Origin of the sequence: Anaerofustis stercorihominis, assembly GCF_005844425.1 — a bacterium.
GTDB classification, from domain to species: Bacteria; Bacillota; Clostridia; order Eubacteriales; family Anaerofustaceae; genus Anaerofustis; species Anaerofustis butyriciformans.
Map to the genome: position 1 here is coordinate 1 of NZ_SPHL01000029.1, position 26,739 is coordinate 26,739.

26 protein-coding genes are annotated in these 26,739 nt (G+C 29.0%); 17 read left to right on the forward strand and 9 right to left on the reverse strand.

Annotated elements, in window-relative coordinates:
• Both FGQ49_RS07715 and FGQ49_RS07720 read left to right on the forward strand, forming a co-directional pair.
• A partial coding sequence (locus FGQ49_RS07715; protein WP_138269293.1) for a YgjV family protein occupies positions 1 to 209 on the forward strand: 209 nt, incomplete at its 5' end.
• A 75-nt stretch (positions 210 to 284) separates the two neighbouring features.
• Positions 285 to 1,712 carry a M50 family metallopeptidase gene (locus tag FGQ49_RS07720; RefSeq protein ID WP_138269294.1) on the forward strand — a complete coding sequence of 476 codons (1,428 nt, stop codon included), beginning with the start codon at positions 285 to 287 and terminating at the stop codon, positions 1,710 to 1,712.
• A gap of 29 nt (positions 1,713 to 1,741) precedes the next feature.
• On the opposite strand, the gene FGQ49_RS07725 is transcribed toward FGQ49_RS07720, so the two are convergent.
• Positions 1,742 to 2,299 (reverse strand): DUF2179 domain-containing protein, encoded by a 558-nt coding sequence (locus tag FGQ49_RS07725; protein WP_138269295.1) that lies wholly within the window; start codon positions 2,297 to 2,299, stop codon positions 1,742 to 1,744.
• A 128-nt stretch (positions 2,300 to 2,427) separates the two neighbouring features.
• Here FGQ49_RS07725 and FGQ49_RS07730 point away from each other — a divergent pair, with 128 nt between their 5' ends.
• On the forward strand, positions 2,428 to 3,114 hold the full coding sequence (locus FGQ49_RS07730) for a 5'-methylthioadenosine/adenosylhomocysteine nucleosidase (protein WP_138269296.1): 687 nt from the start codon (positions 2,428 to 2,430) through the stop codon (positions 3,112 to 3,114).
• Between the two features lie 15 nt (positions 3,115 to 3,129).
• Positions 3,130 to 3,927, forward strand: a complete 798-nt coding sequence (locus FGQ49_RS07735; protein ID WP_138269297.1) for a RecX family transcriptional regulator — start codon at positions 3,130 to 3,132, stop codon at positions 3,925 to 3,927.
• A gap of 25 nt (positions 3,928 to 3,952) precedes the next feature.
• Here the strand turns inward: FGQ49_RS07735 and rbr are convergent, their stop codons facing one another.
• Positions 3,953 to 4,537, reverse strand: a complete 585-nt coding sequence (rbr, locus tag FGQ49_RS07740; protein ID WP_138269298.1) for a rubrerythrin — start codon at positions 4,535 to 4,537, stop codon at positions 3,953 to 3,955.
• A gap of 198 nt (positions 4,538 to 4,735) precedes the next feature.
• Here rbr and FGQ49_RS07745 point away from each other — a divergent pair, with 198 nt between their 5' ends.
• From FGQ49_RS07745 to FGQ49_RS07770, 6 genes are all read left to right on the forward strand, one after another.
• The gene (locus tag FGQ49_RS07745) at positions 4,736 to 5,350 is read left to right on the forward strand and encodes a hypothetical protein (RefSeq protein ID WP_138269299.1); all 615 of its coding nucleotides are present in this window, start codon (positions 4,736 to 4,738) and stop codon (positions 5,348 to 5,350) included.
• The gene (locus FGQ49_RS07750) at positions 5,343 to 5,990 is read left to right on the forward strand and encodes a TVP38/TMEM64 family protein (RefSeq protein WP_138269300.1); all 648 of its coding nucleotides are present in this window, start codon (positions 5,343 to 5,345) and stop codon (positions 5,988 to 5,990) included. The genes FGQ49_RS07745 and FGQ49_RS07750 overlap by 8 nt, the downstream gene beginning before the upstream one ends.
• Positions 5,991 to 6,036: 46 nt before the next feature.
• Positions 6,037 to 6,744, forward strand: coding sequence for a response regulator transcription factor (locus FGQ49_RS07755; RefSeq protein ID WP_138269301.1), 708 nt, complete (start codon positions 6,037 to 6,039; stop codon positions 6,742 to 6,744).
• A gap of 16 nt (positions 6,745 to 6,760) precedes the next feature.
• A complete protein-coding gene (locus FGQ49_RS07760) occupies positions 6,761 to 8,857 on the forward strand; it encodes a sensor histidine kinase (RefSeq protein ID WP_138269302.1) in 2,097 nt (698 codons plus the stop codon).
• A 147-nt stretch (positions 8,858 to 9,004) separates the two neighbouring features.
• Complete coding sequence (locus FGQ49_RS07765) at positions 9,005 to 9,559, forward strand: chromate transporter (protein WP_138269303.1); 555 nt, start codon at positions 9,005 to 9,007, stop codon at positions 9,557 to 9,559.
• A 1-nt stretch (position 9,560) separates the two neighbouring features.
• The gene (locus FGQ49_RS07770; protein ID WP_138269304.1) at positions 9,561 to 10,121 is read left to right on the forward strand and encodes a chromate transporter; all 561 of its coding nucleotides are present in this window, start codon (positions 9,561 to 9,563) and stop codon (positions 10,119 to 10,121) included.
• Between the two features lie 59 nt (positions 10,122 to 10,180).
• Here FGQ49_RS07770 and FGQ49_RS10385 read toward each other — a convergent pair whose 3' ends face one another.
• Positions 10,181 to 10,333 (reverse strand): hypothetical protein, encoded by a 153-nt coding sequence (locus FGQ49_RS10385; RefSeq protein ID WP_171020640.1) that lies wholly within the window; start codon positions 10,331 to 10,333, stop codon positions 10,181 to 10,183.
• 152 nt (positions 10,334 to 10,485) lie between these two features.
• On the opposite strand from FGQ49_RS10385, the gene rapZ reads away from it, so the two are divergent.
• Both rapZ and FGQ49_RS07780 read left to right on the forward strand, forming a co-directional pair.
• Positions 10,486 to 11,355, forward strand: coding sequence for an RNase adapter RapZ (gene rapZ / locus FGQ49_RS07775; RefSeq protein WP_138269305.1), 870 nt, complete (start codon positions 10,486 to 10,488; stop codon positions 11,353 to 11,355).
• A 21-nt stretch (positions 11,356 to 11,376) separates the two neighbouring features.
• On the forward strand, positions 11,377 to 12,348 hold the full coding sequence (locus FGQ49_RS07780; protein WP_138269306.1) for a gluconeogenesis factor YvcK family protein: 972 nt from the start codon (positions 11,377 to 11,379) through the stop codon (positions 12,346 to 12,348).
• Positions 12,349 to 12,370: 22 nt separating this feature from the next.
• Here FGQ49_RS07780 and FGQ49_RS07785 read toward each other — a convergent pair whose 3' ends face one another.
• From FGQ49_RS07785 to lon, 5 genes are all read right to left on the reverse strand, one after another.
• A complete protein-coding gene (locus tag FGQ49_RS07785) occupies positions 12,371 to 13,021 on the reverse strand; it encodes a potassium channel family protein (RefSeq protein ID WP_138269307.1) in 651 nt (216 codons plus the stop codon).
• A gap of 37 nt (positions 13,022 to 13,058) precedes the next feature.
• Positions 13,059 to 14,405, reverse strand: coding sequence for a TrkH family potassium uptake protein (locus FGQ49_RS07790; RefSeq protein ID WP_138269308.1), 1,347 nt, complete (start codon positions 14,403 to 14,405; stop codon positions 13,059 to 13,061).
• Between the two features lie 220 nt (positions 14,406 to 14,625).
• The gene (locus FGQ49_RS07795) at positions 14,626 to 15,153 is read right to left on the reverse strand and encodes a hypothetical protein (RefSeq protein WP_138269309.1); all 528 of its coding nucleotides are present in this window, start codon (positions 15,151 to 15,153) and stop codon (positions 14,626 to 14,628) included.
• A gap of 16 nt (positions 15,154 to 15,169) precedes the next feature.
• Positions 15,170 to 15,751: a ribosome biogenesis GTP-binding protein YihA/YsxC gene (gene yihA, locus FGQ49_RS07800; RefSeq protein ID WP_138269310.1), complete on the reverse strand. Its 582-nt coding sequence runs from the start codon at positions 15,749 to 15,751 to the stop codon at positions 15,170 to 15,172.
• Complete coding sequence (lon, locus tag FGQ49_RS07805; RefSeq protein WP_243112236.1) at positions 15,748 to 18,108, reverse strand: endopeptidase La; 2,361 nt, start codon at positions 18,106 to 18,108, stop codon at positions 15,748 to 15,750. The genes yihA and lon overlap by 4 nt, the downstream gene beginning before the upstream one ends.
• 541 nt (positions 18,109 to 18,649) lie before the next feature.
• Here lon and FGQ49_RS07810 point away from each other — a divergent pair.
• The 5 genes from FGQ49_RS07810 to pheT are packed head-to-tail and all read left to right on the forward strand — an operon-like array spanning position 18,650 to position 26,278.
• A complete protein-coding gene (locus FGQ49_RS07810; RefSeq protein ID WP_138269311.1) occupies positions 18,650 to 19,804 on the forward strand; it encodes a molybdopterin molybdotransferase MoeA in 1,155 nt (384 codons plus the stop codon).
• Between the two features lie 10 nt (positions 19,805 to 19,814).
• Positions 19,815 to 21,650 carry a substrate-binding domain-containing protein gene (locus FGQ49_RS07815; protein ID WP_138269312.1) on the forward strand — a complete coding sequence of 612 codons (1,836 nt, stop codon included), beginning with the start codon at positions 19,815 to 19,817 and terminating at the stop codon, positions 21,648 to 21,650.
• 16 nt (positions 21,651 to 21,666) lie between these two features.
• Positions 21,667 to 22,842: an NAD(P)-dependent malic enzyme gene (locus tag FGQ49_RS07820; protein ID WP_138269313.1), complete on the forward strand. Its 1,176-nt coding sequence runs from the start codon at positions 21,667 to 21,669 to the stop codon at positions 22,840 to 22,842.
• Positions 22,843 to 22,861: 19 nt separating this feature from the next.
• A complete protein-coding gene (gene pheS, locus FGQ49_RS07825) occupies positions 22,862 to 23,881 on the forward strand; it encodes a phenylalanine--tRNA ligase subunit alpha (protein WP_138269314.1) in 1,020 nt (339 codons plus the stop codon).
• Between the two features lie 12 nt (positions 23,882 to 23,893).
• A complete protein-coding gene (pheT, locus tag FGQ49_RS07830) occupies positions 23,894 to 26,278 on the forward strand; it encodes a phenylalanine--tRNA ligase subunit beta (RefSeq protein WP_138269315.1) in 2,385 nt (794 codons plus the stop codon).
• A 24-nt stretch (positions 26,279 to 26,302) separates the two neighbouring features.
• Here pheT and FGQ49_RS07835 read toward each other — a convergent pair.
• Positions 26,303 to 26,739 (reverse strand): hypothetical protein (locus FGQ49_RS07835; RefSeq protein WP_207669799.1); only part of this gene is annotated, 437 nt, incomplete at its 5' end.

The window sequence follows — 26,739 nt, forward strand, 5'->3', positions numbered from 1 at the left end:
AATATTCAATATGCAGTTTTTACTGTAAAGGCATAAGGGAAACAAAAATGAGTTTATGTATAAATTTATTTTTATGGGTTATGTATTCAATAAGCATTTTAGATATTTCTACTGCTCTTACGGATTCTACTACATTTGTTATTACAGCAATTTATTTAATAAAGAATTATAAGAAAAATAATATATTAACAAATGAAGATACTCTTTAGGGGTATCTTTTATTATTTGTAAATAAATCGTTTATATGGTAATATATTTAAAAATTAAATTTATTGGTGAAAAGTATGGACGAAAATAAAAACAGAGAAGAAGCAAAGACTTTTGACGATTATTTGATGACTTATTTAACTGATGATAAAAATATTTTAGATGAAAAAGACAGTGTAGAAAAAGATAAAATGCTTCTTGAGAAAGAAAATTACGATATAAGTATTCAAAAAAAATATTTTGAACAGTTAGAGGATGAAAAGAAAAAGGAAAACAACCTTTACGAAGATGATAATAAGTCTTTTATAGAAGAAAATAACGAAGATAAAGAAATTCAAAATAACATTTATCAAAAAGATAATAAAAATTCAAATGCAGATTTCCTTCCAGATTTAGCAATGATACTTTCACTTGCTTTGGTTGTGGGAATGGTTATGATAAAAGGCATTGGAGTTTTTCATGGACTTGAAAGCCTGCTTTTCTTAATGCTTTGGGCAAGTGTACTGGTTTATGTTTCAATTATCATTCACGAAGGCGGACATTTTGTTTTTGGACTACTATCGGGATATAAGTTTGCTTCTTTTAGAATAGCAAATATGATGTTTATAAAAAGTGGAAAAAGGCTTACATATAAAAAATATCATATACCGGGAACAGGTGGACAATGTTTAATGATTCCTCCTGATATAAAAAGTGATGATTATGATTTCCCTTATGTTTTATATAGCTTTGGTGGTGTGATTTTCAATTTATTATTTGGAATAATCTGTTTTTTATTATATATTTCTCTTCCTTATATTATAGTTCTTTCGGAAGGTTTTATAGTTGCAAGTGCATTAAGTTTATATTTTGCAATGTTAAACGGAATCCCAAGACGTGTTGGGGGGATAGCCAATGATGGTGCAAATGCTCTTTACCTTGATGAAGATTTGAATACAAAAAAAGCTTTTTATGCTCAGCTTAAAATTAATGGTCTTCTTACAAAAGGCATAAGATATAAGGATATGGATGAAAGGCTTTTTGAAGTAGATGAAAAAGCGAATTGTAAAAATCCTTTGGTTAGCGCAATGTTTAATTTTAGAGTATGTTATCTAATTGATAAAAGAGAATTTGATAAAGCAAGAGAGCTTATAGAATATTCATTAAATAACGTTGATGATATGTTAAGTGTTCATAAAAGTGAAATAAAAAGCGAATTATTCTTTTTGGAACTTATTGGTGATTGCAGGGATGAAAAAATTACACAGATATACGATGAAGATTTAAAAAGGTATATAGAAGTAACACAGAATTACTATATTTCAAGAAGAAGACAGCTTTATGCATACGAACTTTTATATAATAAAGATGAAGAAAAAGCAAGAGAACAACTTGATGCATTTAAGGTTATTGGAAAGAATTATCCTTATGAAGTAGAAATTGATGGAGAGATAGAACTTTTACATCTTGTCCATGATAAAGCTTTGGAAAGAGGAATAATAGAAGAAGACAACAAAGAAGAATAAAAAAAAGAAACCATAATGGTTTCTTTTTTTTATCTACGTCTTCTTACTCCATACATATATCCGCCTTCCATTGTTACAATATCGTTTATTGTAATTACACAGTCGGGAACGTTTTGATATGCAATATTCATAGCTTCTTCAACTCTTTTTCTGTTTACATGAAGTTTTAAAATATATCTTGTATGATTAAAACCTTCACCTTTCATTATTGTTACGCCGAATTTATTATCTCTAAGTGTTTTTGCAAGGTCTTCACCTGTAACACCTCTTACGTTTATTTCCATGCTTACATATCCAAGAGCGATTTTCTTTTCAATTACTATTCCAACATAAATACCCACTGCATATCCTAAAGCATAGAATAGAGCTTTCCATAAATCTTCTTGAAGTGTAGATAAAACACTTGATGCAACAAATATCCATAGAATGATAACAACAAAACCAACCAGACTGCCAAGTTCTTTTTGACCTTTATTTATTAAAACGATTCTTATTGTGTCAAGAGATATTTCAAGAACTTTAAGGCAGAAAATCGTCATATAAACGATTGGACCTGACTGCGTTAAAAAATTAATTAAAAAATCCATTTTTCACCTCTAAGATATATTCTTACTTGTAGTATACTATTTTATGTAACAAAGTAAAGAAAAATAATTTGTTTTTAATATTGATTTATTTTATAATGTTAAGGAATTATTAAAGGAGAGTGAATAGTATGATAGGAATAATTGCTTCAATGGAAGAAGAACTTAATTACATAAAAGAAAGTATGGAAGACGTTAAAATAAAAAATATTAATAATACGGATTATGTTATTGGAAATTTACATGGTAAAGACGTTGTAGTTGTAAGATGTTTTACAGGTAAGGTATACATGGCTTTAACAGCACAAAAACTTATCGATAACTTTGATTTGGATTTGATTATTAACTGCGGAGTTGCAGGAGGATTGAAAGGCGGAATGCATATAGGAGATGTTGTCCTTGCAACAAATGCTATCCAGTCTGATATGGATGTAAGGGGGCTTGGTTATGAAATTGGACAAGTACCTGACATTGAAATAAAAGATTTTAAACAATATGAAAAAATAAACGAAACAGCAAAAGAATTGGTTCAAAATTATGATTTTAAAGTTTACTTTGGAAATATAATGACTGCTGATAAATTTGTTTCTTCAAAGGAAGATAAAGAATATTTAATTGAAAAATTTGATGGATATTGCACAGATATGGAAACAGCTTCTCTTGGTGAAGTTTGTTATGTAAACAAAATAAACTTTGCAGGGATAAGAGGAATAAGTGACAGTGCGGACGAAGGTGCAAATACTGATTTTAGAGAAAACTTGAAAAAAGCAAGTGATAACTGCGCAATTCTTCTTTGCGATATAATAAAAGCAATGTAGTATGACAGGTAGATTATGGATGTAGTAACAAATATATCTAAAACAAAAAGAGAATATAACGTAACATTAAATGATGAAATAATTTTAAGGCTTGACAAAAAAGTAATAGACAAATTAGCTGTTATGGATGAAGTGGAGATGGAAGAGCTTGTAAAAGAAAGCTATGATTATTTATATGAAAGCGGACTTAACTTAAGTCTTAATTATCTTTCTTATGCCATAAGATGTGAAATGGAGATTATTACTTATTTAGAAAAAAAACATTTTCCTGAAATTGTCATTAATGATATTTTAAACAGGTTACTTGAGCTTAAATATGTAAATGACTATGATTATTCTCAAAGTTTCATAAGAACAAAAGTGTCTTCACTTACGGGTAGAAACAAAATAAAAAATGACCTTATAAATAAAGGAATAAAACCTGATATTGTATATTCTTCCTTAAATGAGTATTTTAGCGAAGAGGAAGAAAGAGAAAATTTAATTGAATTTATTACAAAACAAAATAACAAACACAAAGAGCTTTTCTTAAGAGAAAAGAAAGATAAGATAATAAATTCTGCTATAAGAAAAGGATATGATTATAAACTTGTAAATTCTCTTATTGATGAATATATTTCTGAAGAAGATTCCTTAGTAGAAAATGAAAAAATAAAAGAGAAAATAAGAAAAAGATTTTATAAATATTTAAACAAAGGTGAAGATATAAAATCCGTTAAATATAAAGTATATTCATTTTTTTATAATAAAGGGTACAGTGAAGAGATTTTAAACAGCGTATATGAAGAAATTGAAAGTCAAATAGAAGAATAAAAAAAGTGCTTTTAAAGCACTTTTTTTAATTATTACAATTTAAAATAGGTTTGAAATATGCTTGTTCATGAGCACAAATAGGACAGACTTTAGGAGAAGTTTTTCCTTGATATCTATGTCCGCATTTTAGGCAAACCCATGTTGTATCATCTTCTCTTGTAAAGAATCCATTTTTAACTTCGTTTTTAAGTTTTTCAAATCTTTCATGGTGAAATTTTTCAACGTTTGCTATAAGTTCATAGTAAGCAGCTACATCATTAAAGCCTTCTTCTTTTGCTGTTTTTGCAAAAGAAGGATAAATTTCCGTTGCTTCTTCGTGTTCGCCTTTTGCTGCAAACTGTAAATTTTCAAGTGTTGTTCCAAGAAATGCCGGATAGTCGCTTTCGCTTATTCTTATTTTTGCTCCCGGCAGTTCTTTATTTATTAGCATCATAAATCTTTTTGCGTGATATAGTTCATTCATGGCAGTTTCGTTAAATATATCTTCTATATATTTATATCCGTCATCATTTGCTCTTTTGGCATAATATGAATATCTTTGGTAAACGCCGCTTTCACCTATAAAAGAACTCATTAAGTTTTTAACTGTTTTAGAATTTTTAAATTCCATTTCAACCTCCTTTTGTTTTATTTTTTCTTAAAAATAGTTTTAATATTCAAATAAAAATAATATGTAAATTATTGTTTAAAATTTTATTGTCTTAATTTAAAAACTTTGATTATAAAAATATTTAAGAAAATTTTAATAAAATTGACAAGTTTTTTATAAGAAATAATTTTTATAATATCCGTGTAAAGAGGTGATATTATGAGAATTTTTGAAAAAAATTATAAAGTTTATTTAATGTTTTCAAGATCAAATACTTTGCTTTCAAAGGCAATATATCAAAGAACAAAAGAGCCTTATACACATGTTGCGATTTCGACTGATGAAAACTTTAGGGAATTTTATTCTTTTGGGAGAAGATATACAAATTTTATGCTTCCCGCAGGATTTGCAAAGGAATCACCTTTTGATGGTTTATATAAAAGAAATCAAGATATAAAAATAAAAATTGTATCAATTAATATAAATAAACATCAATTTGACAAAATTAACAATACTATTGAAATGATGTATAAAAACAGATTCAAATATAAATATGATATTTTAGGATTAATGTTTTGTAATAAAAATATTACTTTAAACAGACAAAATTATAAATTTTGTTCTCAGTTTGTAAGTGAAATTTTAAATATGAATGAAATTATAGATTTTGAAAAAGGTAGTAAGCATATCAGACCAAGTGAAATTGCATTTAGAGATGAGTTTGAAACGGTTTTTGAAGGAAGTGTTTACGAACTCAACAATTTATATAATACACAAAGGGTTTGGAATTATTCTTTTGAAGATAATCTAAATTTGGTATACAACTATGAATAAAAAGAAAATAGCTTTAATTTCTATAATTTCAATTGCGGTTTTGGTTTTGCTTGGTATTTTTTTTACGTTAGATATAAATAAGATTTTAGAATACGCGAAGTCAATGCCTCATGGAATAAAAGAATTGTTTATGATTTTAATTGTAACTCTTCAAATATTCATTGCTTTTATTCCGGGAGAACCTATTGAACTTGCGGCAGGATATATGTTTGGCTCCCTATGGGGAACTATAATATGCTTGATTGGCTCGTTTTTAGGGACAATAGTTGTATATTATCTTGTTAAAACTTTTGGAAGTAAAGTAATAAACCTTATGTTTAAAAAAGAACAAATAAAAAAGGTTGAAGGACTTTTCGAAAAAAAGAAAAATTTAATGTGGATTTTCATTTTATTTTTAATTCCGGGAACACCAAAGGATGTTATGACCTACCTTGTTTCTTTAACCAATATTAAACTTTACAGATGGCTTATTGTTACTACTATCGGAAGAATTCCAAGTATTATAACATCTACTTTTATAACAGGTTCTATTAGAGAGCAAAATTTTTTAATGGCGATTATTGTAGGTGTTATTACCGTTTTTTTAGTAGTTTTTGGATTTTTTTATTATAAAAAATTAAATAATACTTCAAAAAGTTGATTATGTTGTATAAAATATAATTATAAAAAATAAAAGGGGAAGAGAAATGGAACATAATATTTTAATTGTTGAAGATGAAAAAGGTATAAGAGACGCCATAATAATATATTTGAAAAATCAAGGGTATAATGTATTTGAAGCAGAAAACGGAAAAGAAGGACTTGAAATAATACAAAATAATGACATCCATTTAGCAATAGTAGATATAATGATGCCTGTTATGGATGGTATTACCATGGTTATGAAAGTAAGAGAAAAATATGATTTCCCTGTAATATTCTTAAGTGCAAAATCTGAAGATATTGATAAAATTACAGGATTAAACATAGGTGCCGATGATTATGTTACAAAACCATTTGCTTCAATGGAATTAATTGCAAGAGTAAATTCGCAAATTAGAAGATATGAACAAATTTTAAATTTAAAAAATAATGCTCCAAAAGAAGAAGAAAGCAATAAATATATTGTTGGTGGATTGGAGCTTGACGACTACACAAAAGAGGTTTTTGCTAATGGTAAAAAGGTTAAATTAACTGTTAAAGAATATGAAATATTAAAACTTCTTATAAAAAATCCAGGAAGAGTTTATTCTGCAGAACAGATATATGAACTTGTATGGAATGAAAAAGCAATCAGTACTGAAACCATAATGGTACATATTAGAAGACTTAGAGAAAAAATAGAAGTTAATCCTAAAAAACCACAATACATTAAAGTAGTTTGGGGTGTAGGATATAAAATCGAAAAATTATAATTATGGGTGATATTTAATGAAAAAAAAATATATTTTTATATCGTTGTTAACGGTATTGATTGTTTTTTTAAGTAGTATAGCCATTGGATTATATGATAATGTTGAAGGAAAAATAACAGATAAATCTTATGTAATCAATTCATATTTAGTAGAGGATATGAAATATTTTACTTTGGCTAAAACAATGGAATTAGATCCTGATTTTAAGGTTTTTTCTTTTGGTAAAGATGTTCCTGAAAATGTGCAAAACAGTATATATGAACGTTTTGAAGATAATATGACAAGCAGTGTTTCACTACTTGAAAATGACAGTAATTTTATATATTATGTAAAAAATAAGGAAAACAAAAATTATGTAAAAAGTGATATTGATGCCAGTAAAGAAAATGATAATATTTATTATGTGTCATTTTCATATGACAGTAAAGGTAATTTGAAAAGCGATTCAAATTATTCTGCTTCATATTTTTCAAAGTATCCTGTTTATAATTATATTTCTTCAATGTATGGAGATTCTGCTTTTGTTGTTGAAGATGGAGCTGAATATTACTATATTGATGGATACACAATACCGTATGATCAAATTAAAATGAATATTCCTAAGAATATGAGTTTTACATATGCAATTCCAAAGGTTCTTTCTGATAATGGAGGAGCAATATCTTATTATATTAATTCATGGGAAAATTATAATCCATTTACCGGAGTATGTCTTCTTATAGGAAGTGCTATAATAGCAATATTTATTTTATTTGCTCCTACAAAAATAGTAAAAGAGGTTAAACCTTTTAAAACATTTATAAGTTTTAAAGGAGAGGTAAATTTATTTTTAATTTCATTTATTATTACTATGTGCTGTATGGCTTGTTTGGTTTGTGCTGGATATTCAATTAACGGAATGTTTTTAAGCCTTATGAATAAAATAGGACTTAGATATCCTAATTTTATGGTTCTGGTTTCAAATATTCTTGTATGGGTAGTTACATTTTTATCTATTGCAATAGGATGTTTCGATATAAAATATATATTTGTTGAAGGTATATGGAGATTCATAAAAGAAGATACTTTGATTTCTCTTCTTGTTAGAAAAGTTAAAGAGGTATTAAACAATTTAATAAGTATTGATTTAAGGGATCCTGTAAATAAAAAGTTAATGAAATTTTTATTTATGAATATGCTAATAATAATTTTCTTAACTTTCTTATGGGGATTTGGTTCTATACTTGCAATAATTTATTCTGTTTTCTTATTCTTCATGCTTAAAAAGAAGACAGATGAGATTCATAATAATTATAATACTCTTTTAAGTTCAACTCATGAACTTGCAAAAGGCAATTTTAATGACGAAATGAATGAAGATATGGGAGTATTTAATTCATTAAGAGATGAATTTAAAAATATTGAAGAGGGTTTTAAAGAAGCTGTTAAAGAAGAAACAAAATCCCAGAACATGAAAACAGAACTTATAAGTAATGTAAGTCATGATTTAAAAACACCTTTAACGGGAATTAAAAATTATGTTGAACTTATGGGGCAGGAGGGTATTCCAAATGAACAAAAAGAAGAATATCTTAAAATGCTAAACCAATATATTGACAGATTAAGCAATTTAATAGAAGATTTATTTGAAGTAAGTAAAGTAAATAGCGGAGATATAAAGCTTGATTTAATGGAACTTAACATAGTATCTTTAATAGAGCAGACAAAGAGTGAGTGTAGTGATTTATTTGAAAGCAGAAATCTCGATGTAATAATGAATACTTATGATATGAATATAAATCTTTTACTTGATGGTAACAAAACTTACAGGGTGTTTGAGAATTTATTTAATAATATATCAAAATACGCCATGGAAAGAACAAGGGTATATATTGATATAACTGAAGAAGATGACAAGGTTATAATTTCTCTTAAAAATATTTCTGCAGCCCAAATGAATTTTACAAGTGATGAAATTGTAGAGAGATTTGTTAGAGGTGATAAATCAAGACATGAAAGTGGAAGCGGGCTTGGGCTTGCAATAGTAAAAAGCTTTGTTGAAGCTCAAGGCGGAAGTTTTTCTATAGATATTGACGGAGATTTATTTAAGGCTGTGGTTATTTTTAATAAATAATAAAAAGATGAATGTTTAGGCATTCATCTTTTTTTATTATGTAAAAAGTTTGTATAAACAAAAATAAATATATATATCTATGTTATAATATATAAGCTGAAATTCGTTTAAACTATTTCTCATAATATTTTTCTAAAGGAGTTTAAATTGAAAAACAAAAAATTGGAGTTATTTTTGGCTTTTGCAAATGTAGGAGCCTTTACTTTTGGGGGAGGATATGCAATGATTCCTCTTTTACAAAAGGAAGTAGTTGAAAATAAAAAATGGATTAGTGAAAAAGAAATGCTTGATATAACGGCAATTTCACAAAGTACTCCAGGGCCTCTTGCCATAAATTGTGCTACATTTGTAGGATATAAAGTTGATGGAGTGATTGGCTCCGTAGTTGCCACTTTGGGTGTTGTGTTACCGTCTTTTTTTGTTATTATTGTAGTTTCCGTTTTGTTTAACATGTTCAGAGACAATGTTATAGTAAACAATATTTTCTCAGGTATACAAGCCGGGGTTATAGTTCTTATTTTGGAAGCCGCTTTAAAGCTTTCAAAGCAGATAAAAAACAATTGGTTTAATCTTACGTTATTGATAGTTTCGTTTTTAATAACCGCTTTTACTGGGATAAACGTAATTTATGTACTTATTGCATGTGCTTTGCTTGGTGTTTTGGTGCATGGATTAAACATCGTAAAAGGAGGGATTGAATAAAATGATAGCACAGCTTTTTACGGTGTTTTTTAAAATAGGTTTGTTTACTTTTGGAGGGGGGTACGCGATGATTCCTCTTATAAAAGCAGAAGTTATATCTCATAATTGGGCAACCGTTTCAGATATAATTGATTTTATAGGAATAAGCGAGTCTACTCCCGGTCCTTTTGCTATAAACATTGCAACATTTATAGGTTTTAACAAAGAAGGAATTTTAGGAGCAGCTGCCGCAACACTTGGAGTTGTTCTGCCATCTCTAATAATAATACTTATAATAAGTAAATTTTTCTTTGATTTTCAAGATAATAAATATGTAAAAGCAGTTCTTGCAGGACTTAGACCTGCAGTTGTTGGGACAATTGCTTCTTCTGCTTTTACCATATTTGCATCAATATTTATTACAAACGGAAAAGTTACAAATTACATTGGAATAATAATTTTAATAATAATTTTAATGTTAAAATTTAAATTCAAGAAAATGCATCCTATTATGCTTATTATATTGTCGGGTGTTATGGGGTATTTGTTTTACGGACCTCTTCATTTTCTTTTTCCATTTTAAAAAGCCATAACTTTTGTTATGGATTTTTTTATTATATAAAAAGCAAAAAATATACTTACTTATTTTAAACTGGTTATATATATTTTTATTAATTTTATTATTAACATTATTGTAATTATTATAATAAGTATTACTATAATGTCTTCATAAATATGAGACAAGTCAAAACCTTTTAAAAGTTCATCAGTAATAATTTTAATATATTCTTCCATTTTATGCCTTTTAATACAATTTATTTATTATACATTAACATTTATAAGTTAAAATGCAGTGAAAAAAAATTAAAATTTATATTAAATATGTATTTTAAAGTTTACTTTGATGCTTAATTAATTATATAATAAAACAGTAAAGGAGGTATGAAATGAGAATAATAGTTGTTGCGGGAATGTTGGCGGCAGGAAAGAGTGTTGCTCTAAGATTTTTTCAAGATAGAGCATTTTATTGTGTAGATAATCTTCCTCCGAAACTTATAGATACATTTATAGAGCTACTGGATAAAAGCGAGCCTAAAATAGAAAATATAGCTATTGTACTTGATGTAAGAGGAAGTGCTTTTTTCGATGATATAGGTCTTATTTTAGATAATTTAAAAGAAGAAAGAAATGCGGAAATTTTATTTATTGATGCTGATGATGATGTACTTATTTCAAGATATAAAAAGAACAGAAGAAAACATTTGATTTCCGGAAATGACAGAATAGAAGTTGCCATAAAAAAAGAAAGGAAATCAATGGAAGAGGTTAGAAGAAGGGCTGACCTTATAATTGATACTTCAAAGCTTAAAGAAAGAGATTTTGAAAAGATTCTTCATGATTGTTACAGCAGGTTTGATGATATTCCGTCTATTTTTACCATTAATGTTAGTTCCTTTGGGTTTAAATATGGAATACTTCATGATGCAGATATAGTTTTTGACGTAAGATTTCTTCCAAATCCTTTTTACGAAAAGGATTTGAAGCCTTTAACGGGGAAAAACAAAGAAGTTTCCGATTATGTTTTTGGATTTGATCAGACCAAAGAATTCATGAACAAATTATATGACATTATTTCTTTTACCATTCCTTATTACATAAAGGAAGGTAAGGCTCAACTTGTTATTGGAATAGGATGTACGGGAGGACGACACCGTTCTGTTGCCATTGCAAGTGAGTTAGCTAGAAGATTATCCGAAGATAATTACATGGTGACAGAAGAGCATAGAGACATAAGTAAGGATAATTACCAATATTAATATTTATAAGAAGGTGATTATATGAAATTTAAGGATAAAAATATTGTTATAATAGGCGGAGGGACTGGGAACAGTGTTTTATTAAAGGAATTTAAAAAACATACAGATAATATCAGTGCCATTGTAACAGTTTTTGATGACGGCGGAAGTACCGGTAAATTAAGAAGGGATCTTGGTATTTTAGCAGTAGGGGATATAAGAAACTGCATTACCGCTCTTGCAGAAGATGAATCCACTATGACAAAACTTATGGAATATAGATTTACAAAAGGGGCATTGAAAAAACATTCTTTTGGTAATTTATTTCTTGCAGCTTTAAATGAAATAAGCGAAAGTTTCCCTAAAGCCATAAAGGATATAAGCGATGTTCTCGCTATTAAAGGTGAGGTAGTTGCTGTTACAAAGAATGATAATGTAACTTTATGTGCTCTTCTTGAAAATACAGCTGTTGTAAGCGGAGAATCAAAGATACCTAAGCAGGCAATAAAAATGAAAACAAAAGTAAAAAGGGTATTTTTATCTCCAACCAGTGCAAAGGTAAATGATTATGCAGTTGAAAAGATAAATAATGCGGATATTATAATTTTAAGCCCAGGAAGTTTGTATACATCAATTATTCCAAATCTTCTTATTACTGATATACCTTATGCTATAAGCAAAAACAGAAAAGCTAAAAAATATTTTGTAACAAACATAATGACTCAGCATGGTGAAACCGATGGGTTTGATGTTACAAAACATGTAACAGAGGTTGAAAGACATATTCCGTCAGATCTTAGAATTTTTGATGAAGTAATATACAATACGGAAAAAATAGATAAAGAAGTTTTAAAGAATTACAGAAAAAAACATTCTAAAGCTGTAGAGGCAAATTTAACCAATGAAATAAAGAAAAAATATAAGTTTACCGGATTGGATCTTGTCAGCTATGTAGATGGAGTGATAAGGCATAACAGTAAAGTATTGGTTGAATATTTAAAAAATCAAAATTAAAAAGACTCATAAAGAGTCTTTTTTATGTTAATGATGTAAGTTTAAAAACATCTGATGATTTCCCTATAACAATTATATGATCCCCTTCTTTAAAAGTGTATAAAGGACTCGGAACAGGATCTAAAGAGTTAGCATTTTTTACTGCAATGATGTTTACTTTATATTTTCTTCTTATGGCAAGTTCTATAATTGTTTTTCCAACCCATGAGTTAATAATTGGAATTTCATATATTGAATATTCATCTGTTAACTGTATATAATCAAAAATATTTTTTGCATTTGACCTTATTGCCAATTTTTCTGCCGTATCTCTTTCAGGGTATACAACTTCATCTGCACCTATTCTTAAAAGAAGTTTCTTTTGTATATCACTGCTTGCCTTTGTTACAACCCATTTTGCATTTAAGTCTTTAAGAAGTGCTGTTATTTCCAAAGATGATTGGAAGTCTTCTCCTATGGCAACAAAACATATGTCAAAATTATTTACTCCAATTGATTGTAGCACTGCCTCAATTCTACAATCGCCGATTTGAGAGTCGGTAAATTCCGATGCATATTCCGTAATTTTTTCTTCATCTTTATCTATTATCATTACATCGTTTCCGAGCTCCTGCATTTTTCTTGAAAGATGTTTTCCAAATCTTCCCATTCCTATTACTAAAACTGATTTCATTTTTTATCCCTTTCTTTAAAATAATATATGTAAATTTTTAACCTATTAATATTTTTTCAGTCGGTCTTTCTATAGGTGCTGATTTTTTCTTGGCGTTTAATGCTATCATTAATGTTAAAATGCCTACTCTTCCAGCGTACATCAATGAAATTATTACTATTTTCGAAATCGGACATAATCCGGCCGTAATACCCATTGATGAACCTACGGTTCCGATTGCTGAAGAAACTTCAAACATTATTGCCAAAGCCGAACTGTTTTCAAAATAACAAAGAATCATACATCCCAATAAAAATCCGAATATATATAATGTTGAAACGGCACTTGCTTGTTTTACCGTTTCATTTTCTAATTTCCTTTTGAAAATGGTAATGCCGTTTTGTTGTCTTGAAGATGCAACGGCACTCATTATAAGAACAACTAAAGTTGTGGTTTTCATACCACCTGCGGTTGAGCCGGGACTCCCTCCGACCAACATTAGAAATACCGTAAACAACGCAGTTCCCTGATGAATGTCTACCCAGTTTATCGTATTAAATCCGGCAGTTCTCGGTGTAACCGATTGGAAAAAAGAAACTAATATTTTTTCTTTTACCGAACTGTCTGCAATTACTCCGTTTGAGTTTTCAAATATAAAGAAAATTAATGCTCCGCCTATAATCAGACAAGTTGTTGCAATTAATACAATTTTTGAATGTAATTCATATCTGCTAAATTTTAATTTGTGTTTTAATATATCACTCCAAACTACAAATCCTATACCGCCTATGACGATAAGTGACATTATAGTTACGTTTACGATTATATCGTCTGAATATGTTGTTAATGATGAGAATTGCCCGAATTTCCCCATTAAATCGAATCCTGCATTACAAAACGCCGATATTGAATGAAATACGGCATTGTAAATTCCCTCTGCAATTCCCATATCTGGAATAAATCTTGTTGCCAGTAAAATGGCGCCTATTCCTTCGAATAAAATAGTTCCTTTAACTATTCTTAAAATTAGAGCAACTACGCCACCGATTTGATTGCTTCCCGCAGACTGCATCAAAAGTTTTCTTTCATTCAAACCTATTTTTCTTTTTAAAAAAATAGATAACATTGTTATTATCGTCATAAATCCAATACCGCCTATTTGAATAAGGCTTATGATTACTATTTGCCCGAATACAGACCAATGTGTGAATGTATCATACACTACAAGTCCCGTTACGCATGTGGCAGATGTTGCCGTGAAAAGAGCATTTAAAAAAGGAGTAAATTCCCCGGTTCTTGACGATATCGGCAAAGAAAGAAGAGTCCCTCCCGTAAATATTATTAATAAAAATCCTAATGCTATAATTTGTGTGTAACTGATTTTTTTCCCTAAAATGCTGTTCATCCTTATTATCCCTTATAAGTCTCTATTTTACCAATTAAATTAAATATATATGGATTTTAATCTTTATTATATAAAATTGCAATACAAAACATATATTTTATATAAATTTTACATATACTTTACTTTTTGTTTTTTTATAATGTGTATTATAGAAATTCCTTTAATATTTAACAGTATATTTTGAATTTAACTAAAAAGTCCATGTAAATAATGGACTTTTTTAATTTAAATTATAATTATCTAAAAATTGTTCGTATTGCTGTTGTTTCAAATCTTCTATTTTATTTTGTTGCGTTTTGTTTAAAATAATCATTGGAATACTTGTAATAAGAAGGATAATAAGCCCTCCCATAATCATCATTATAAAACACTTAATATAAGATTTTGATGTGCTTTTTAATATTTTATCATTTAGTTCATTTACATTTTGTACTTTTGCGTATTCCATTTTGTTGCAATTTGGACAAAAGAATTTTTTTGAATAATAACCATACTCCGGTTTATTAATAAGTGCTCCATCTTTCATCTTGGTTTTTGTTATACTTTTTGATTTTGAAAGATAAGTTTTTGTAATTTCCTTTGGCTGTACATCATATTCTAAACCGCATTTTTCACATTTAACATGAACTTTAGTATCTAAACTTTCTATTATCTTTTTGTTTCGTTTCATACATAATACAAAACAAATTATTATCCATGATAAAAGCAAAATACCCATAATAATTAAAACTGCAATACCTATAGCCATTTTTACCTCACATTAATTAAATAAATTCACTTATAAAATCAAGTGTTTCATCTCTTCCGAGATTTTCTTGTGTTGAATAAATTATTATTTTATCATCATCATCTAATTCTAAGGTTTGTTTTATTATATCTATATTCTTTTTTCTTTTGTTTTTGCTGATTTTATCTGCTTTTGTAAGAACAATTACAGGATAAATATCATTTGCTAAAATATCGTTATACATTTTTATGTCGTTATTTGTTGGTTTATGCCTGATATCCACAAGGAAAAAAACTATAAAATCCGTATTTCTTTTTTGTAAATAGTCGAATATTATTTTGCTGAATTGTGCTTTTTCGCTTTTGGATACTTTTGCATATCCGTATCCCGGCATATCCACAATATAAAATTCGTTGTTTATGTTATAGTAGTTTGCTGTTCTGGTTTTTCCCGGTACAGAACTTGTTCTTGCAAGAGATTTTCTTCCAAGAAGATTATTTATAAAGCTGGATTTGCCTACGTTTGATTTTCCGATTAAAACTATTTCAAGTTTTTCTTCCGGTGGCAGCTGATTAAATTTTGCTGCACTGGTTACTATTTCGGCACTTTTTATAATCATTTATTTTCCTCTTCAAAAATTATTTTATATACTTCTTTCATGTGTTTTACAGGAGTTATTTCAAGGTGTTTTTTGATGTCTTCACTTATTTCTTCAAGGTCTTTTACATTTTCTTTAGGAATTAAGACTTTTTTTACTCTTGCTCTTGCTGCTGCAAGAAGTTTTTCTCTTAGTCCTCCTATTGGAAGAACATCACCTGATAGAGTTATTTCACCGGTCATTGCGATGTCTTCTGCAACTTTCATATTTGTTAGGGCAGATATTATTGCAGTCGCAAGAGTTATCCCTGCACTTGGACCGTCTTTTGGAGTTGCACCTTCAGGAACATGGATATGAATGTCTTTCTTTTCATAGAAATCTTTATCGGCGTTTAACTTATCGGCTATTGTTCTAACGTAAGTTAGTGCAGTTTTTGCCGATTCCTGCATAACATCTCCAAGATTTCCAGTAAGTTCAATTCTTCCTTTACCTTCAGTAAGAACGGCTTCTATTTTTAATGTGTCACCGCCGTAACTTGTATAAGCAAGTCCGGTAACTTTTCCCACATATTTTTTATTGCTTTGTTTGTTGAATGTTATTAATTCTTTTCCTAAATATTCGTGTAGATTTTTTACTGTAACTTCTATTTTTTCATCTTCGTTTAACACGATTTTCTTTGCGCATTTTCTGCATATTTTAGCTATTAATCTTTCAAGTTGTCTTACACCTGATTCCAAAGTATAGTCTGACACTATTTTATCCAAAGCGGCAGGAGTAAATTTAAGGTTATCCTTAGTAAGTCCATGTGCTTCAAGTTCTTTTTTGATTAAGTGTTTTTTTGCAATTTCAACTTTTTCTTTTGGCATATAACCAGGTATTTCTATTACTTCCATTCTGTCTAAAAGAGCAGGAGGAATTGTTGCTGCCGTATTTGCTGTTGCAACAAATAATACATTTGAAAGATCAAAAGGAATTTCAAGGTAGTGGTCAGAGAAGTTTGAGTTTTGTTCAGGGTCCAATACTTCAAGAAGAGCACTTGCAGGGTCTCCTTTAAAATCAGAACCGATTTTATCTATTTCATCAAGAAGAAATAGTGGAGAATTTGTTTTTGCCTGTTTTATTCCCGCAATAATTCTTCCAGGCATTGCGCCTATATAAGTCCTTCTGTGACCTGTTATTTCTGCTTCGTCTCTTGTTCCGCCAACTGACAGACGAACGAATTTCCTTTTTGATGCTTTTGCTATTGCTTTTGCGATTGATGTTTTACCAACCCCCGGAGGTCCAACTAAGCAAACGATAGGTCCTTTTAGGGAGTTTGTAAGTTTTAATACTGATAAGTATTCTATTATTCTTTCCTTAACTTCTTTTAAACCGTAGTGGTCTTCATCTAAAGTTTTTTGTGCTTCTTTTAAGTCAATATCCGGTTTTTCTTCTTTTTCCCAAGGTAAGTCAAGTATTGTTTCAATATAAGTCTGGATTACTCCCGCTTCACTTGAGCCGACAGGTATTGTATTTAGTCTGTCTATTTCTTTTTGTATTTTTTCTTTGTATTCTTCAGGAATAGGAAGTTTTTCTAATTTTTTTGTATAGTCACTTCCGCTTGCACTTCCGTCGGCATTATGAAGTCTGTCTTGTAAAACTTCAATTTTTTCTCTCAAATAAACTTCTTTTTGAAGTTTTTCCATTTTTTCTTTAACTTCTTTTTCTATTTCATTTTCAAGAGATAAAACAGAAATTCTTTTTTCCAAAACCTTATATACTTCTTTATATCTTTGTTTTGTGTCCGTCATACAAAGTATATCTTGAAAAGTATCATAATCAAGATTTAAAGGCGGTAAAATAAGGTCTATAAGTTCGTTTGGATTTTTGATTGAAGAAAGAAATGAAGAAAGTTCAAATTCTGCCGTAGACATTTTATATGCAGAATATTTGTTGAATTTTTCTTTTAATATATTTGTCATTGCAATTTCTTCTTCGGTTAATTCTTCCTCAGAATAATTTATTATATCCGCATTTGCCAAAATATAAGGACTTGCTTGTATATATTCCTTTATTTTTACTCTGTTTAAAATTTTAACTGAAACTTTTATTGCGTTATAAGGAAGTCTTATAAGGTTTGTAATTTTAGCCAAAACCCCAACTTCACGTAGGTTTTCAAGGCTGATTTCTTCCTTATCGGCATCTATTTGAGCAATTAAATAGATTAGGCTGTCTTCTTTAACGCTTTCTTCCAAAGCCACTAATGATTCGCTTCTTGAAACGTCAAAGTTTGCATTCATTCCGGTAATTAAAGATAAATCTCTTATTGAAATTGCCGGCAGAGTCATATTTCCCATATTGCTTGTGTATGTATTCATAATGTTTTGTATATTTGCCAATTTTAAAACCTCTTTATCTAAATATTTAATATATGTTTTGATTAATTTTATTTTATAAGAAAAGAAAATTAATTTGAAAAAGTTTTATTTATTTTACTTTTTTTCTTATAAAATTTCATAAATCAAGATTATATCATTTAAAAGTGATTAATTCAAAGTATTTTTTATAATTAATCAAATTTTTACTTTAAAATACTTATAATTTTTATATTTTTTTATTATATTCTAATATATATTACATATTTTATAAATACGTTTTTAATATGTTTTTTTGTTTTTTTATTACAAATTATGTCTTTTTATGGCAAATTATTTTCTTTTTCTGCAATTTTCGACAAATTAAGGTATAAAATATTTAATTTCTTCTTAAATAAAATAAATGTAAATTAATGAAAAAATATAATATTATCGTTGTTTTTTTATTAATTTTATTTAGCTTTTTGTTTATTCCCTTATAAGCCTTTTCCTTGTATTTGATAGGGGATTGTGTTATAATTTTTTGTATGAATTTTGTTGAAAATACTTATTTTGGGAGAAAAAAATGCTTAACTCTTATACAAAAAACGAAGTATTGAAAATGCTTAAAGATGACTGTGGAAATATTAAAATAAAAAGTCACGTTATAATGCTTGAAGATAGTTTAAATCATGTTCTTGCAAAAGACGTAGTATCAAAAGTAAATATTCCTGAAAGTGATATAGCACAAATCGACGGGTATGCCATAAATCACGAAGGATTATATGGAGTTGATTATTACGAACCTATACGTTTTGATATAGTAAATGAAAATGAAATAAATTTAACACAAATAAAGAAAGTTTCAAAAGGAGATAAGCTTCCTCTTGGAGCAGACAGTGTTATTGATATAAAGTATGTTAAAGAATACGGAAGTTATGTAACAATAAACAGACCCATAAACAAAAATAGCGGTGTTTGTCTTAAAGGAAGCACAGTAAAAGAAAATGATGTGGTGCTACGAAAAAATACACTTTTAAACAGTTTTCATATAGGACTTCTTGCGAGTTTAAATGAATTTATGGTTGAAGTTTATAAAAAGGTTAAGGTAGGAATTATCTCTACCGGAAATAACATTATTAGAGTAAGAGATAAAGACATAAACAAAGATATAGACATATGCTCTTATATTTTGCTTTCGGAACTTGAAAAGAAAAGATGTGTTGGAATTTCTTATGGAATATATAAAAATGCCCATAAGGAAGTTCTTGATAAAGCTACAAAAGAATGTGATATTGTAATTATACTTAATTACGATAAAAATAAATTTTTCTTAGAAAGTGGAAAATGCTATTTTGAAGATATTTTGATTTCTCCTTCAAAAAATGCTTTGATATACAATATAAATTCCACTTTTGTTTACGTGTTTGACTCAATGCCTAAAGATGTACTTATAGGATTTAGGGAGCTTGTAAATCCTGTAATGAATTATATGCTTGATATTAAAGACAGTGAAGGTTATATAGATGCAATAAGCCTTTATAATATTCCTGCAAGAAAGGGAATTAACGAGTATGTTTTTGTTAAAATAATGGAAGAAAAAGACGAAACATATTTTGAAGCCATTGACTTTGATGCATCTTACAGTGAGGTAATGCGAGATGCAAATGGATATATAGAAATATCTAAAAACAAAGATAAAATTGAAAAGGACGAAACCGTAAAGGTTACGCTTTTATAGAGGTATAAGTATGGATTGTTATAAAGATATTTCTTTTGAACAGATGCAGGAGGTTTTCCTTGGATTATTAAAAGAAACAAAGCATCTTCAAAGTGAGTATGTAGATGTATATGATTCTTTTAACAGAGTTTTATTTGATAATGTTTATGCAAAGGAAGATGTACCGAGTTATTCTTATTCTTTATATGACGGTGTAGCGGTAAACATAAAAGATATTGAAAAGAAAGAAAACCTATATAAAATAAGGGAATACAAGAAAGTAAATAAAGGTGATTTTGTTGATGATAAATATAATATTGTAATAGATAAGCACGATATTATATATAAAGGAAATCTTATTTATGTAAATTATATGCCTAACCTTTTTTATGGTATAAAGTTTAAAGGTCAGGAAAGACAAAAGGGCAGTTATTTATATGCAAAAGACACTCTTTTAGACAGTGAAAAAATAGGGGTTCTTTTGGAAGCTAGAGTTGATAAGGTAAGTGTTTATAAAAAACTTAAAATAGGATTTGTGCTTACTTTAAATGAAGAAAAGTACAAACATGAAAAAAGAAAACACAATCCTGAAACCATCTTTATGGTTTTAAAAAACAAAATACAAAACGAAAGAGTACAAATAAATTTATATCCTCATGAAAGAGAAGATAAAAGAGATTTTGAAAAGAGGGTAAAGGAAGCTTCTTTAAAAAATGATTTGGTTATTGTAATCGGAAGAACCGGAGAAGGAAGCAATGACCATACTTATGAAGTTATAGATAAATTGGGAAGTGTATATATAAAAGGAATGAATACAATACCCGCTACTAACTTTATGTATGGAAAAGTTTTGGGATGTGATGTGTTTGCTTTCCCTGGAGATATATTTTCAAATATATTCCTTTATAATATGTTTATAAAAAAATACATATCTTTGCTTACAAGGGTAGGAGAAGAAAAAGAAAATACCATTATGGCAAAGCTTATGGAAGATGTGGATTCAAGTTTTTATTATAAAGAATTTGTATATGTAAATTTATTTAACAATTCCGACGGTTTTAAAGCTCTTCCTCTTCAAGTGAAAAATGCTTCAATGTATGACTTTTTTGGTTCAGACGGATATTTTGTGATAAACGAAAATGTAAAAAACATAAAAAAAGGAGAGGACATAAAGGTTCATTTATTTAAGCCTTTAAAGGATACGGATAATAACGTGTTGTTTGTGGGAAGAAAGAATTTAATAAATTCTAAAATAATAGAATATTCTTCTTTTGACAAAATGAATATAATTCAAAGTTCAAATGTAAATGAATTAAAGGGCAGTATTACATCAAAAGAATATGTGCTTGGAGAATTTGAAGGAAAAAGCGAGCATTTTAAAGATGAGCTTATAAAAGGAAAAGTTATAATTCAAGGTGTAAGGGAAAGATATGGTTTTGCCATAAACAAAAAATACCTTGAAATAACCGATGTTGAAGATTTGGCTAAAAAGAATATAGTTTTTGGAAATCTTCCGAGAAATGATTTTTCCAGAAAAATACTTGAAACCTTACTTAAAAACAAAAAAATAAACTATAAGGATATAAAGGGTTTTGAGGATAATATATATAAAAATGAAACGGTATTGTTGTCAGCTTTGTTATCAGACAGGTTTGATGTGTGCTTTATAAGTGAGACAGCTGCAAAAAATAATAAAATAAAATTTGTTCCAATAATAACAAAAGAAAATGATTTTGTGATAAATACCGTGGATGAAGAATTAGTCAAAAGAATAGCTTTTGTATTTTCAAATCCGACTTTGAAAGAAGATCTTGGGGAAGATTATAATACAGAAAATTTTGGCAGTATATTAAGAAAAAAGAAATAACGGAAGAAGGAAAATTATGGATGTAAAAGAAAAATCTCTTAAACTTCATGAACAGTTAAACGGGAAACTTGAAGTTATAAGCAAAAAAGAAGTAAAAACAAACGAAGATTTATCACTTTTATATACACCGGGCGTTGCTCAGCCTTGTGTAGAGATACATGAAAATGAAGATGACGTATATAAATATACGGTTAAGAAAAATCTTGTAGGTGTAGTAAGTGATGGAACAGCGGTTTTAGGTCTTGGTGATATAGGTGCTAAAGCTGCAATTCCCGTAATGGAGGGAAAGGCTATCTTATTTAAAGAGTTTGGCGGTGTTGATGCTTTCCCTATTTGCGTGGATTCAAAGGATGTTGATGAAATAGTAAAAACCGTAAAACTTATTTCGCCTGTTTTTGGAGGAATTAACCTTGAGGATATATCTGCTCCAAGATGTGTTGAAATAGAAAACAGATTAAAAGAAGAACTTGATATTCCTGTATTTCATGATGACCAACACGGAACAGCCATTGTAGTTGGGGCAGGAATAACAAATGCTTTAAAAATAGTAAAAAAAGATATAGATAAAATAAAAATTGTTGTAAATGGAGATGGTTCGGCGGGATATGCCATAACAAAAATGCTTATAAATTTAGGTGCAAAAAATGTTGTGGTATGCGGTATTAACGGTGCTTTAAAAGAAGGCAGAGATGACAATTATGTTCAAAGAGAACTTTTAAAAATAACAAATCCAAATAAAGAAGAGGGACTTTTAAAAGACGTTATAAAGAATGCAGATGTCTTTATAGGAGTTTCAAAGGGAAATCTTGTTGATGAAGAAATGGTAAGAAGCATGAGTGAAGATGCAATTATTTTTGCCATGGCAAATCCTGTGCCTGAAATTATGCCTGACGTTGCAAAAAAAGGCGGGGCAAGAGTTGTTGGAACGGGAAGAAGCGATTTTGAAAATCAAGTAAATAACGTTCTTGCATTCCCTGGAATATTTAAAGGTGCTCTTGGTGCATATGCAACAAAGATTACAGAAGGTATGAAAGTTGAAGCTACATATGCCATTGCAAACTTTATAAAAGAAGATGAGTTAAACGAACATAATATACTTCCTAGTGCACTTGATAAAAATGTTGCTGATGCAGTTGCAAAAGCGGTATACGATCAAGCAATCAAAGAGGGAGTAGTTAAAAATATCAAATAAAACTATTTTGGAGGATAAAGTGAAAGATCAGTTACTAAATATACAAAACGAAGCAAAAGAAAAAATACAAAATCTTCATTCATTGGAAGATTTAGAAAAATTCAGAATTGAATTTATGGGTAAAAAAGGAAAACTTACGGCAATACTTAGAGGAATGGGAGGATTAAGTAAAGAAGAAAGACCTATAATAGGTAAACTTGCAAACGAAGTAAGAGAAGCCATAGAATCAGAGCTTGGAAAAATGAAAACAAGCATTGAAGAAAAAATCTTACTTGAAAAACTTGAAAAAGATAAAATAGATATTACTCTTCCTGGTAAGGAAGTAGAAGTGGGACATCATCATCCTCTATATAATATCATAGGAGAACTTGAAGAAATCTTTGCATCTCTTGGTTTTTCTGTTGCAGAAGGTCCTGAAATAGAACTTGTAAGATATAACTTTGATAACTTAAACGTTCCTCTTGACCATTCATCAAGAGATAAAAGCGATACTTTCTATATAAATGATGAAGTTTGCCTTAGAACACAAACTTCACCTGTTCAAATTAGAGCAATGAAAGCAAAAGATGTTCCAATCAAGGTTATTGCTCCAGGAAAAGTTTATAGAACAGATGAAATTGATGCAACTCATTCACCTTTGTTCCACCAAATAGAAGGTTTAATTGTAGATAAAGGGATTACAATGGCAGACCTTAAGGGAACACTTGAATATGTTGTAAAAAGACTTTACGGAGAAGAAACAAAAACAAGATTCAGACCACATCAATTTTACTTTACGGAACCAAGTGCCGAAATGGACGCAACTTGCATAGCTTGTCACGGAAAGGGATGTAATGTTTGCAAAGGTTCAGGATTTATTGAAATTTTAGGCTGCGGAATGGTTCATCCAAACGTACTAAAAGCCTGTGGAATAGACCCTGATGTATATACCGGTTTTGCTTTCGGAATGGGACTTGACAGAATGACTATGCTTAAATACGGTATTAAAGATTTAAGATTATTATTTGCAAACGATACTGAGTTATTAACTCAATTTTAAGGAGGACTTGGAATGTTATTACCTATAAACTGGTTAAAAGAATATGTAAATGTAGATAAAGATATAAATGAATTTGCCGAAATGATGACTGTAAGCGGTTCTATGGTTGAAACCGTAACTTATCTTGGAGAAGGAATTGAAGGTGTTATAACAGCGAAAATTAAAGATATTAAACCACATGAAGATGCGGAAAAATTAGTTATATGCACAATGTTTGACGGAAGCGAAGAATATCAAGTTGTTACAGGGGCTAAAAATGTAAAAGTCGGAGATATTGTTCCTTATGCAAAAGTTGGTGCAAAACTTCCAAATGGAATGACTCTTAAAAAAGCAAAATTAAGAGGAGTTGAATCTTACGGTATGCTTTGTTCAGGTGCTGAACTTGGCATGAGTTCAAGCATTGTTCCAAAACATTTGGAAGATGGGATTTATATTTTCTCTGAAGACGTACCTTTAGGAGAAGATGCAAAAAAAGTATTGGGTCTTGATGAATATGTAATTGATTTTGAACTTACAAATAACAGACAAGATTGTAACAGTATTTTAGGTATGGCTTATGAAGCAGGTGCAACACTTGGTAAAAAATTTGTTATGCCTGATTTTAAAATCGAAGATAAAGCTAATGATATTAATGATAAATTAAGCGTTGAAGTAAAAAATACAGACTTATGTAAAAGATACTGTGCAAGAATGCTTAAAGTTAAAAAAGTTGAACAATCACCACTTTGGATGCAACAAAGATTAATGGCTTGTGGTATTAGACCTATATCAAATATCGTTGACGTTTCTAACTATGTTATGTTAGAACTTGGTCAACCACTTCATATGTTTGATTATGATAAATTAGAAGGACATAAAATCATTGTTGACACTGCGAAAAACGGTGAAAAAATGGTTACTCTTGACAACATAGAAAGAGATCTTGATGATAAAATGCTACTTATCAATGATGCAAAAAAAGGTGTTTGTGTAGCAGGGGTTATGGGTGCTTTAAACTCAGTTGTAGATGATGATACAAAAAATATCGTAATAGAATCTGCAAACTTCAACAAAAACTCAATAAGAAGAACATCAAGAGTATTTGGACTTAGAAGTGAAGCTTCAGCACATTATGAAAAGGGAATTAATCCTTTGATTACAAGATATGCAATAGACAGAGCAGCATCATTACTTGTTGAAATCGGTGCTTGTGAACTTGTAGAAGGCTTAATTGATGAAAACTTCTATGAAAAAGAACCTGTAAAAATGGATATTGATTCAAAAGATGTTAACAGAATTTTAGGAAGCGATATTTCAGTAGAAGAACAAGCAAGACTTCTTGATTTACTAAACTTTGAACCAAAAGTAAACGGGGATATAATAAGCATTACTGCTCCTATTTTAAGAGATGACATAAACATAAAAGAAGATGTTGTTGAAGAAATCGCAAGAATGTATGGATACAACAATATTCCAAGTACACTTATGGAAACATCAAATTATATAAGTGAAAAGAATGTTTACTATAGTGATAAAAACAAAATTAAGGAAGCATTAATTGCAATAGGAGGACTTGAAACTCTTACTTATACATTTACATCAAAAGAAAAACTTGATGAACTCGGATTTGAAGATAAAGATATTAGAAGCAAATATGTAAAAGTAATAAATCCTCTTGGGGAAGATACAGGATACATGAGAACTTCTATGATGATAAGCATGCTTGAGTCATTATCATTTAACTACAGCAGAAAGAATAAAGAAAGAGTTTTATTTGAGATAGGTAATGTATTCTTTGATGCTAAATATGATGAATTAGGACTACCTTTACAAGAAGAAAAACTTGTTATTGGTAAATACAATACAGATTATTTTGAAATTAAAGGAATTGTTGAATATATTTTCAACAAATTTAGAATTAAAAACGTTAAATTCACAAAAGCAGAAGAAAAGATGCTTCACCCTACAAGAAGCGCTTACATTTCAGTAAATGATAAAGTAATCGGTTATGTAGGAAACGTTCATCCTCTTTTACTTAAGAAATACAACTTAAAAGAAGATGTTGTTGTTGCTGAAATTGACGTAAAAACAATCACAGAAAATTACGACAAAGAAATCGAATTTAAACAACTTGCAAAATTCCCATCTCTTCAAAGAGATATTGCAGTTGTAGTTGATGAAGATATTTATGCAGGTGAAATCCTTGATGAAATTAAGAAAGCAGGCGGAGAATATCTTGTATCAAGTGAAGTATTTGACGTATTTACAGGAAAACAAGTAGGCGAAGGTAAAAAATCCGTAGCTGTAAGCCTTGAATTTAGAGCTGAAGACAGAACATTAACAGATGAAGAAATAGACGTAAGATTCGATAATATTGTAAAAGCTCTATCAGAAACATTAAATGCAAAATTAAGATAAAAAAAGCACTTTTAAAGTGCTTTTTTATTTTTCTTTTAATATGAAACCTTTTGGAGCTTTTTTAGTTGTTTCTTTTGAGTAAATGTTTAGATATATTTTTTTATATTCTTTATTGTCTTTTGTATATGTAATAAATTCGTCTATTAAGTAGTCACTTGACTCTATTTCAAAACTTCCTGTTCTTTTATAATAAAGTTCCATATTAGAATCGGTTTTAAGTCTGTCTAAATAATCATATGCTTCATTTATTCCCTTACATGGAATAGGGGAATTTATATCTAAACCGAAATTTTCATCTTCTTGATTATAATTTTCATAATCTCCGCCATTCATGGATTCTTCTAAAATTTCAGGTATTGCACTTATAATCTTTAAATCTTTGTTTGTATCAATAAAAAAAGTGTTATCCATTGTATTTAATATACAATAATTAACTACCATTTCCATTTGTATTTCTTTGT

Coding starts and splice junctions, on each gene's coding strand:
- FGQ49_RS07745 (WP_138269299.1), top strand. CDS start 4,736: ATGAGAATTTTTGAAAAAAATTATAAAGTTTATTTAATGTTTTCAAGA.
- FGQ49_RS07730 (WP_138269296.1), top strand. CDS start 2,428: ATGATAGGAATAATTGCTTCAATGGAAGAAGAACTTAATTACATAAAA.
- rbr (WP_138269298.1), bottom strand. CDS start 4,537: ATGGAATTTAAAAATTCTAAAACAGTTAAAAACTTAATGAGTTCTTTT.
- FGQ49_RS07720 (WP_138269294.1), top strand. CDS start 285: ATGGACGAAAATAAAAACAGAGAAGAAGCAAAGACTTTTGACGATTAT.
- rapZ (WP_138269305.1), top strand. CDS start 10,486: ATGAGAATAATAGTTGTTGCGGGAATGTTGGCGGCAGGAAAGAGTGTT.
- FGQ49_RS07785 (WP_138269307.1), bottom strand. CDS start 13,021: ATGAAATCAGTTTTAGTAATAGGAATGGGAAGATTTGGAAAACATCTT.
- FGQ49_RS07755 (WP_138269301.1), top strand. CDS start 6,037: ATGGAACATAATATTTTAATTGTTGAAGATGAAAAAGGTATAAGAGAC.
- FGQ49_RS07750 (WP_138269300.1), top strand. CDS start 5,343: ATGAATAAAAAGAAAATAGCTTTAATTTCTATAATTTCAATTGCGGTT.
- pheT (WP_138269315.1), top strand. CDS start 23,894: ATGTTATTACCTATAAACTGGTTAAAAGAATATGTAAATGTAGATAAA.
- FGQ49_RS07770 (WP_138269304.1), top strand. CDS start 9,561: ATGATAGCACAGCTTTTTACGGTGTTTTTTAAAATAGGTTTGTTTACT.
- yihA (WP_138269310.1), bottom strand. CDS start 15,751: ATGATTATAAAAAGTGCCGAAATAGTAACCAGTGCAGCAAAATTTAAT.
- FGQ49_RS07790 (WP_138269308.1), bottom strand. CDS start 14,405: ATGAACAGCATTTTAGGGAAAAAAATCAGTTACACACAAATTATAGCA.
- FGQ49_RS10385 (WP_171020640.1), bottom strand. CDS start 10,333: ATGGAAGAATATATTAAAATTATTACTGATGAACTTTTAAAAGGTTTT.
- FGQ49_RS07815 (WP_138269312.1), top strand. CDS start 19,815: ATGGATTGTTATAAAGATATTTCTTTTGAACAGATGCAGGAGGTTTTC.
- FGQ49_RS07780 (WP_138269306.1), top strand. CDS start 11,377: ATGAAATTTAAGGATAAAAATATTGTTATAATAGGCGGAGGGACTGGG.
- FGQ49_RS07725 (WP_138269295.1), bottom strand. CDS start 2,299: ATGGATTTTTTAATTAATTTTTTAACGCAGTCAGGTCCAATCGTTTAT.
- FGQ49_RS07795 (WP_138269309.1), bottom strand. CDS start 15,153: ATGGCTATAGGTATTGCAGTTTTAATTATTATGGGTATTTTGCTTTTA.
- FGQ49_RS07735 (WP_138269297.1), top strand. CDS start 3,130: ATGGATGTAGTAACAAATATATCTAAAACAAAAAGAGAATATAACGTA.
- FGQ49_RS07810 (WP_138269311.1), top strand. CDS start 18,650: ATGCTTAACTCTTATACAAAAAACGAAGTATTGAAAATGCTTAAAGAT.
- FGQ49_RS07820 (WP_138269313.1), top strand. CDS start 21,667: ATGGATGTAAAAGAAAAATCTCTTAAACTTCATGAACAGTTAAACGGG.
- FGQ49_RS07760 (WP_138269302.1), top strand. CDS start 6,761: ATGAAAAAAAAATATATTTTTATATCGTTGTTAACGGTATTGATTGTT.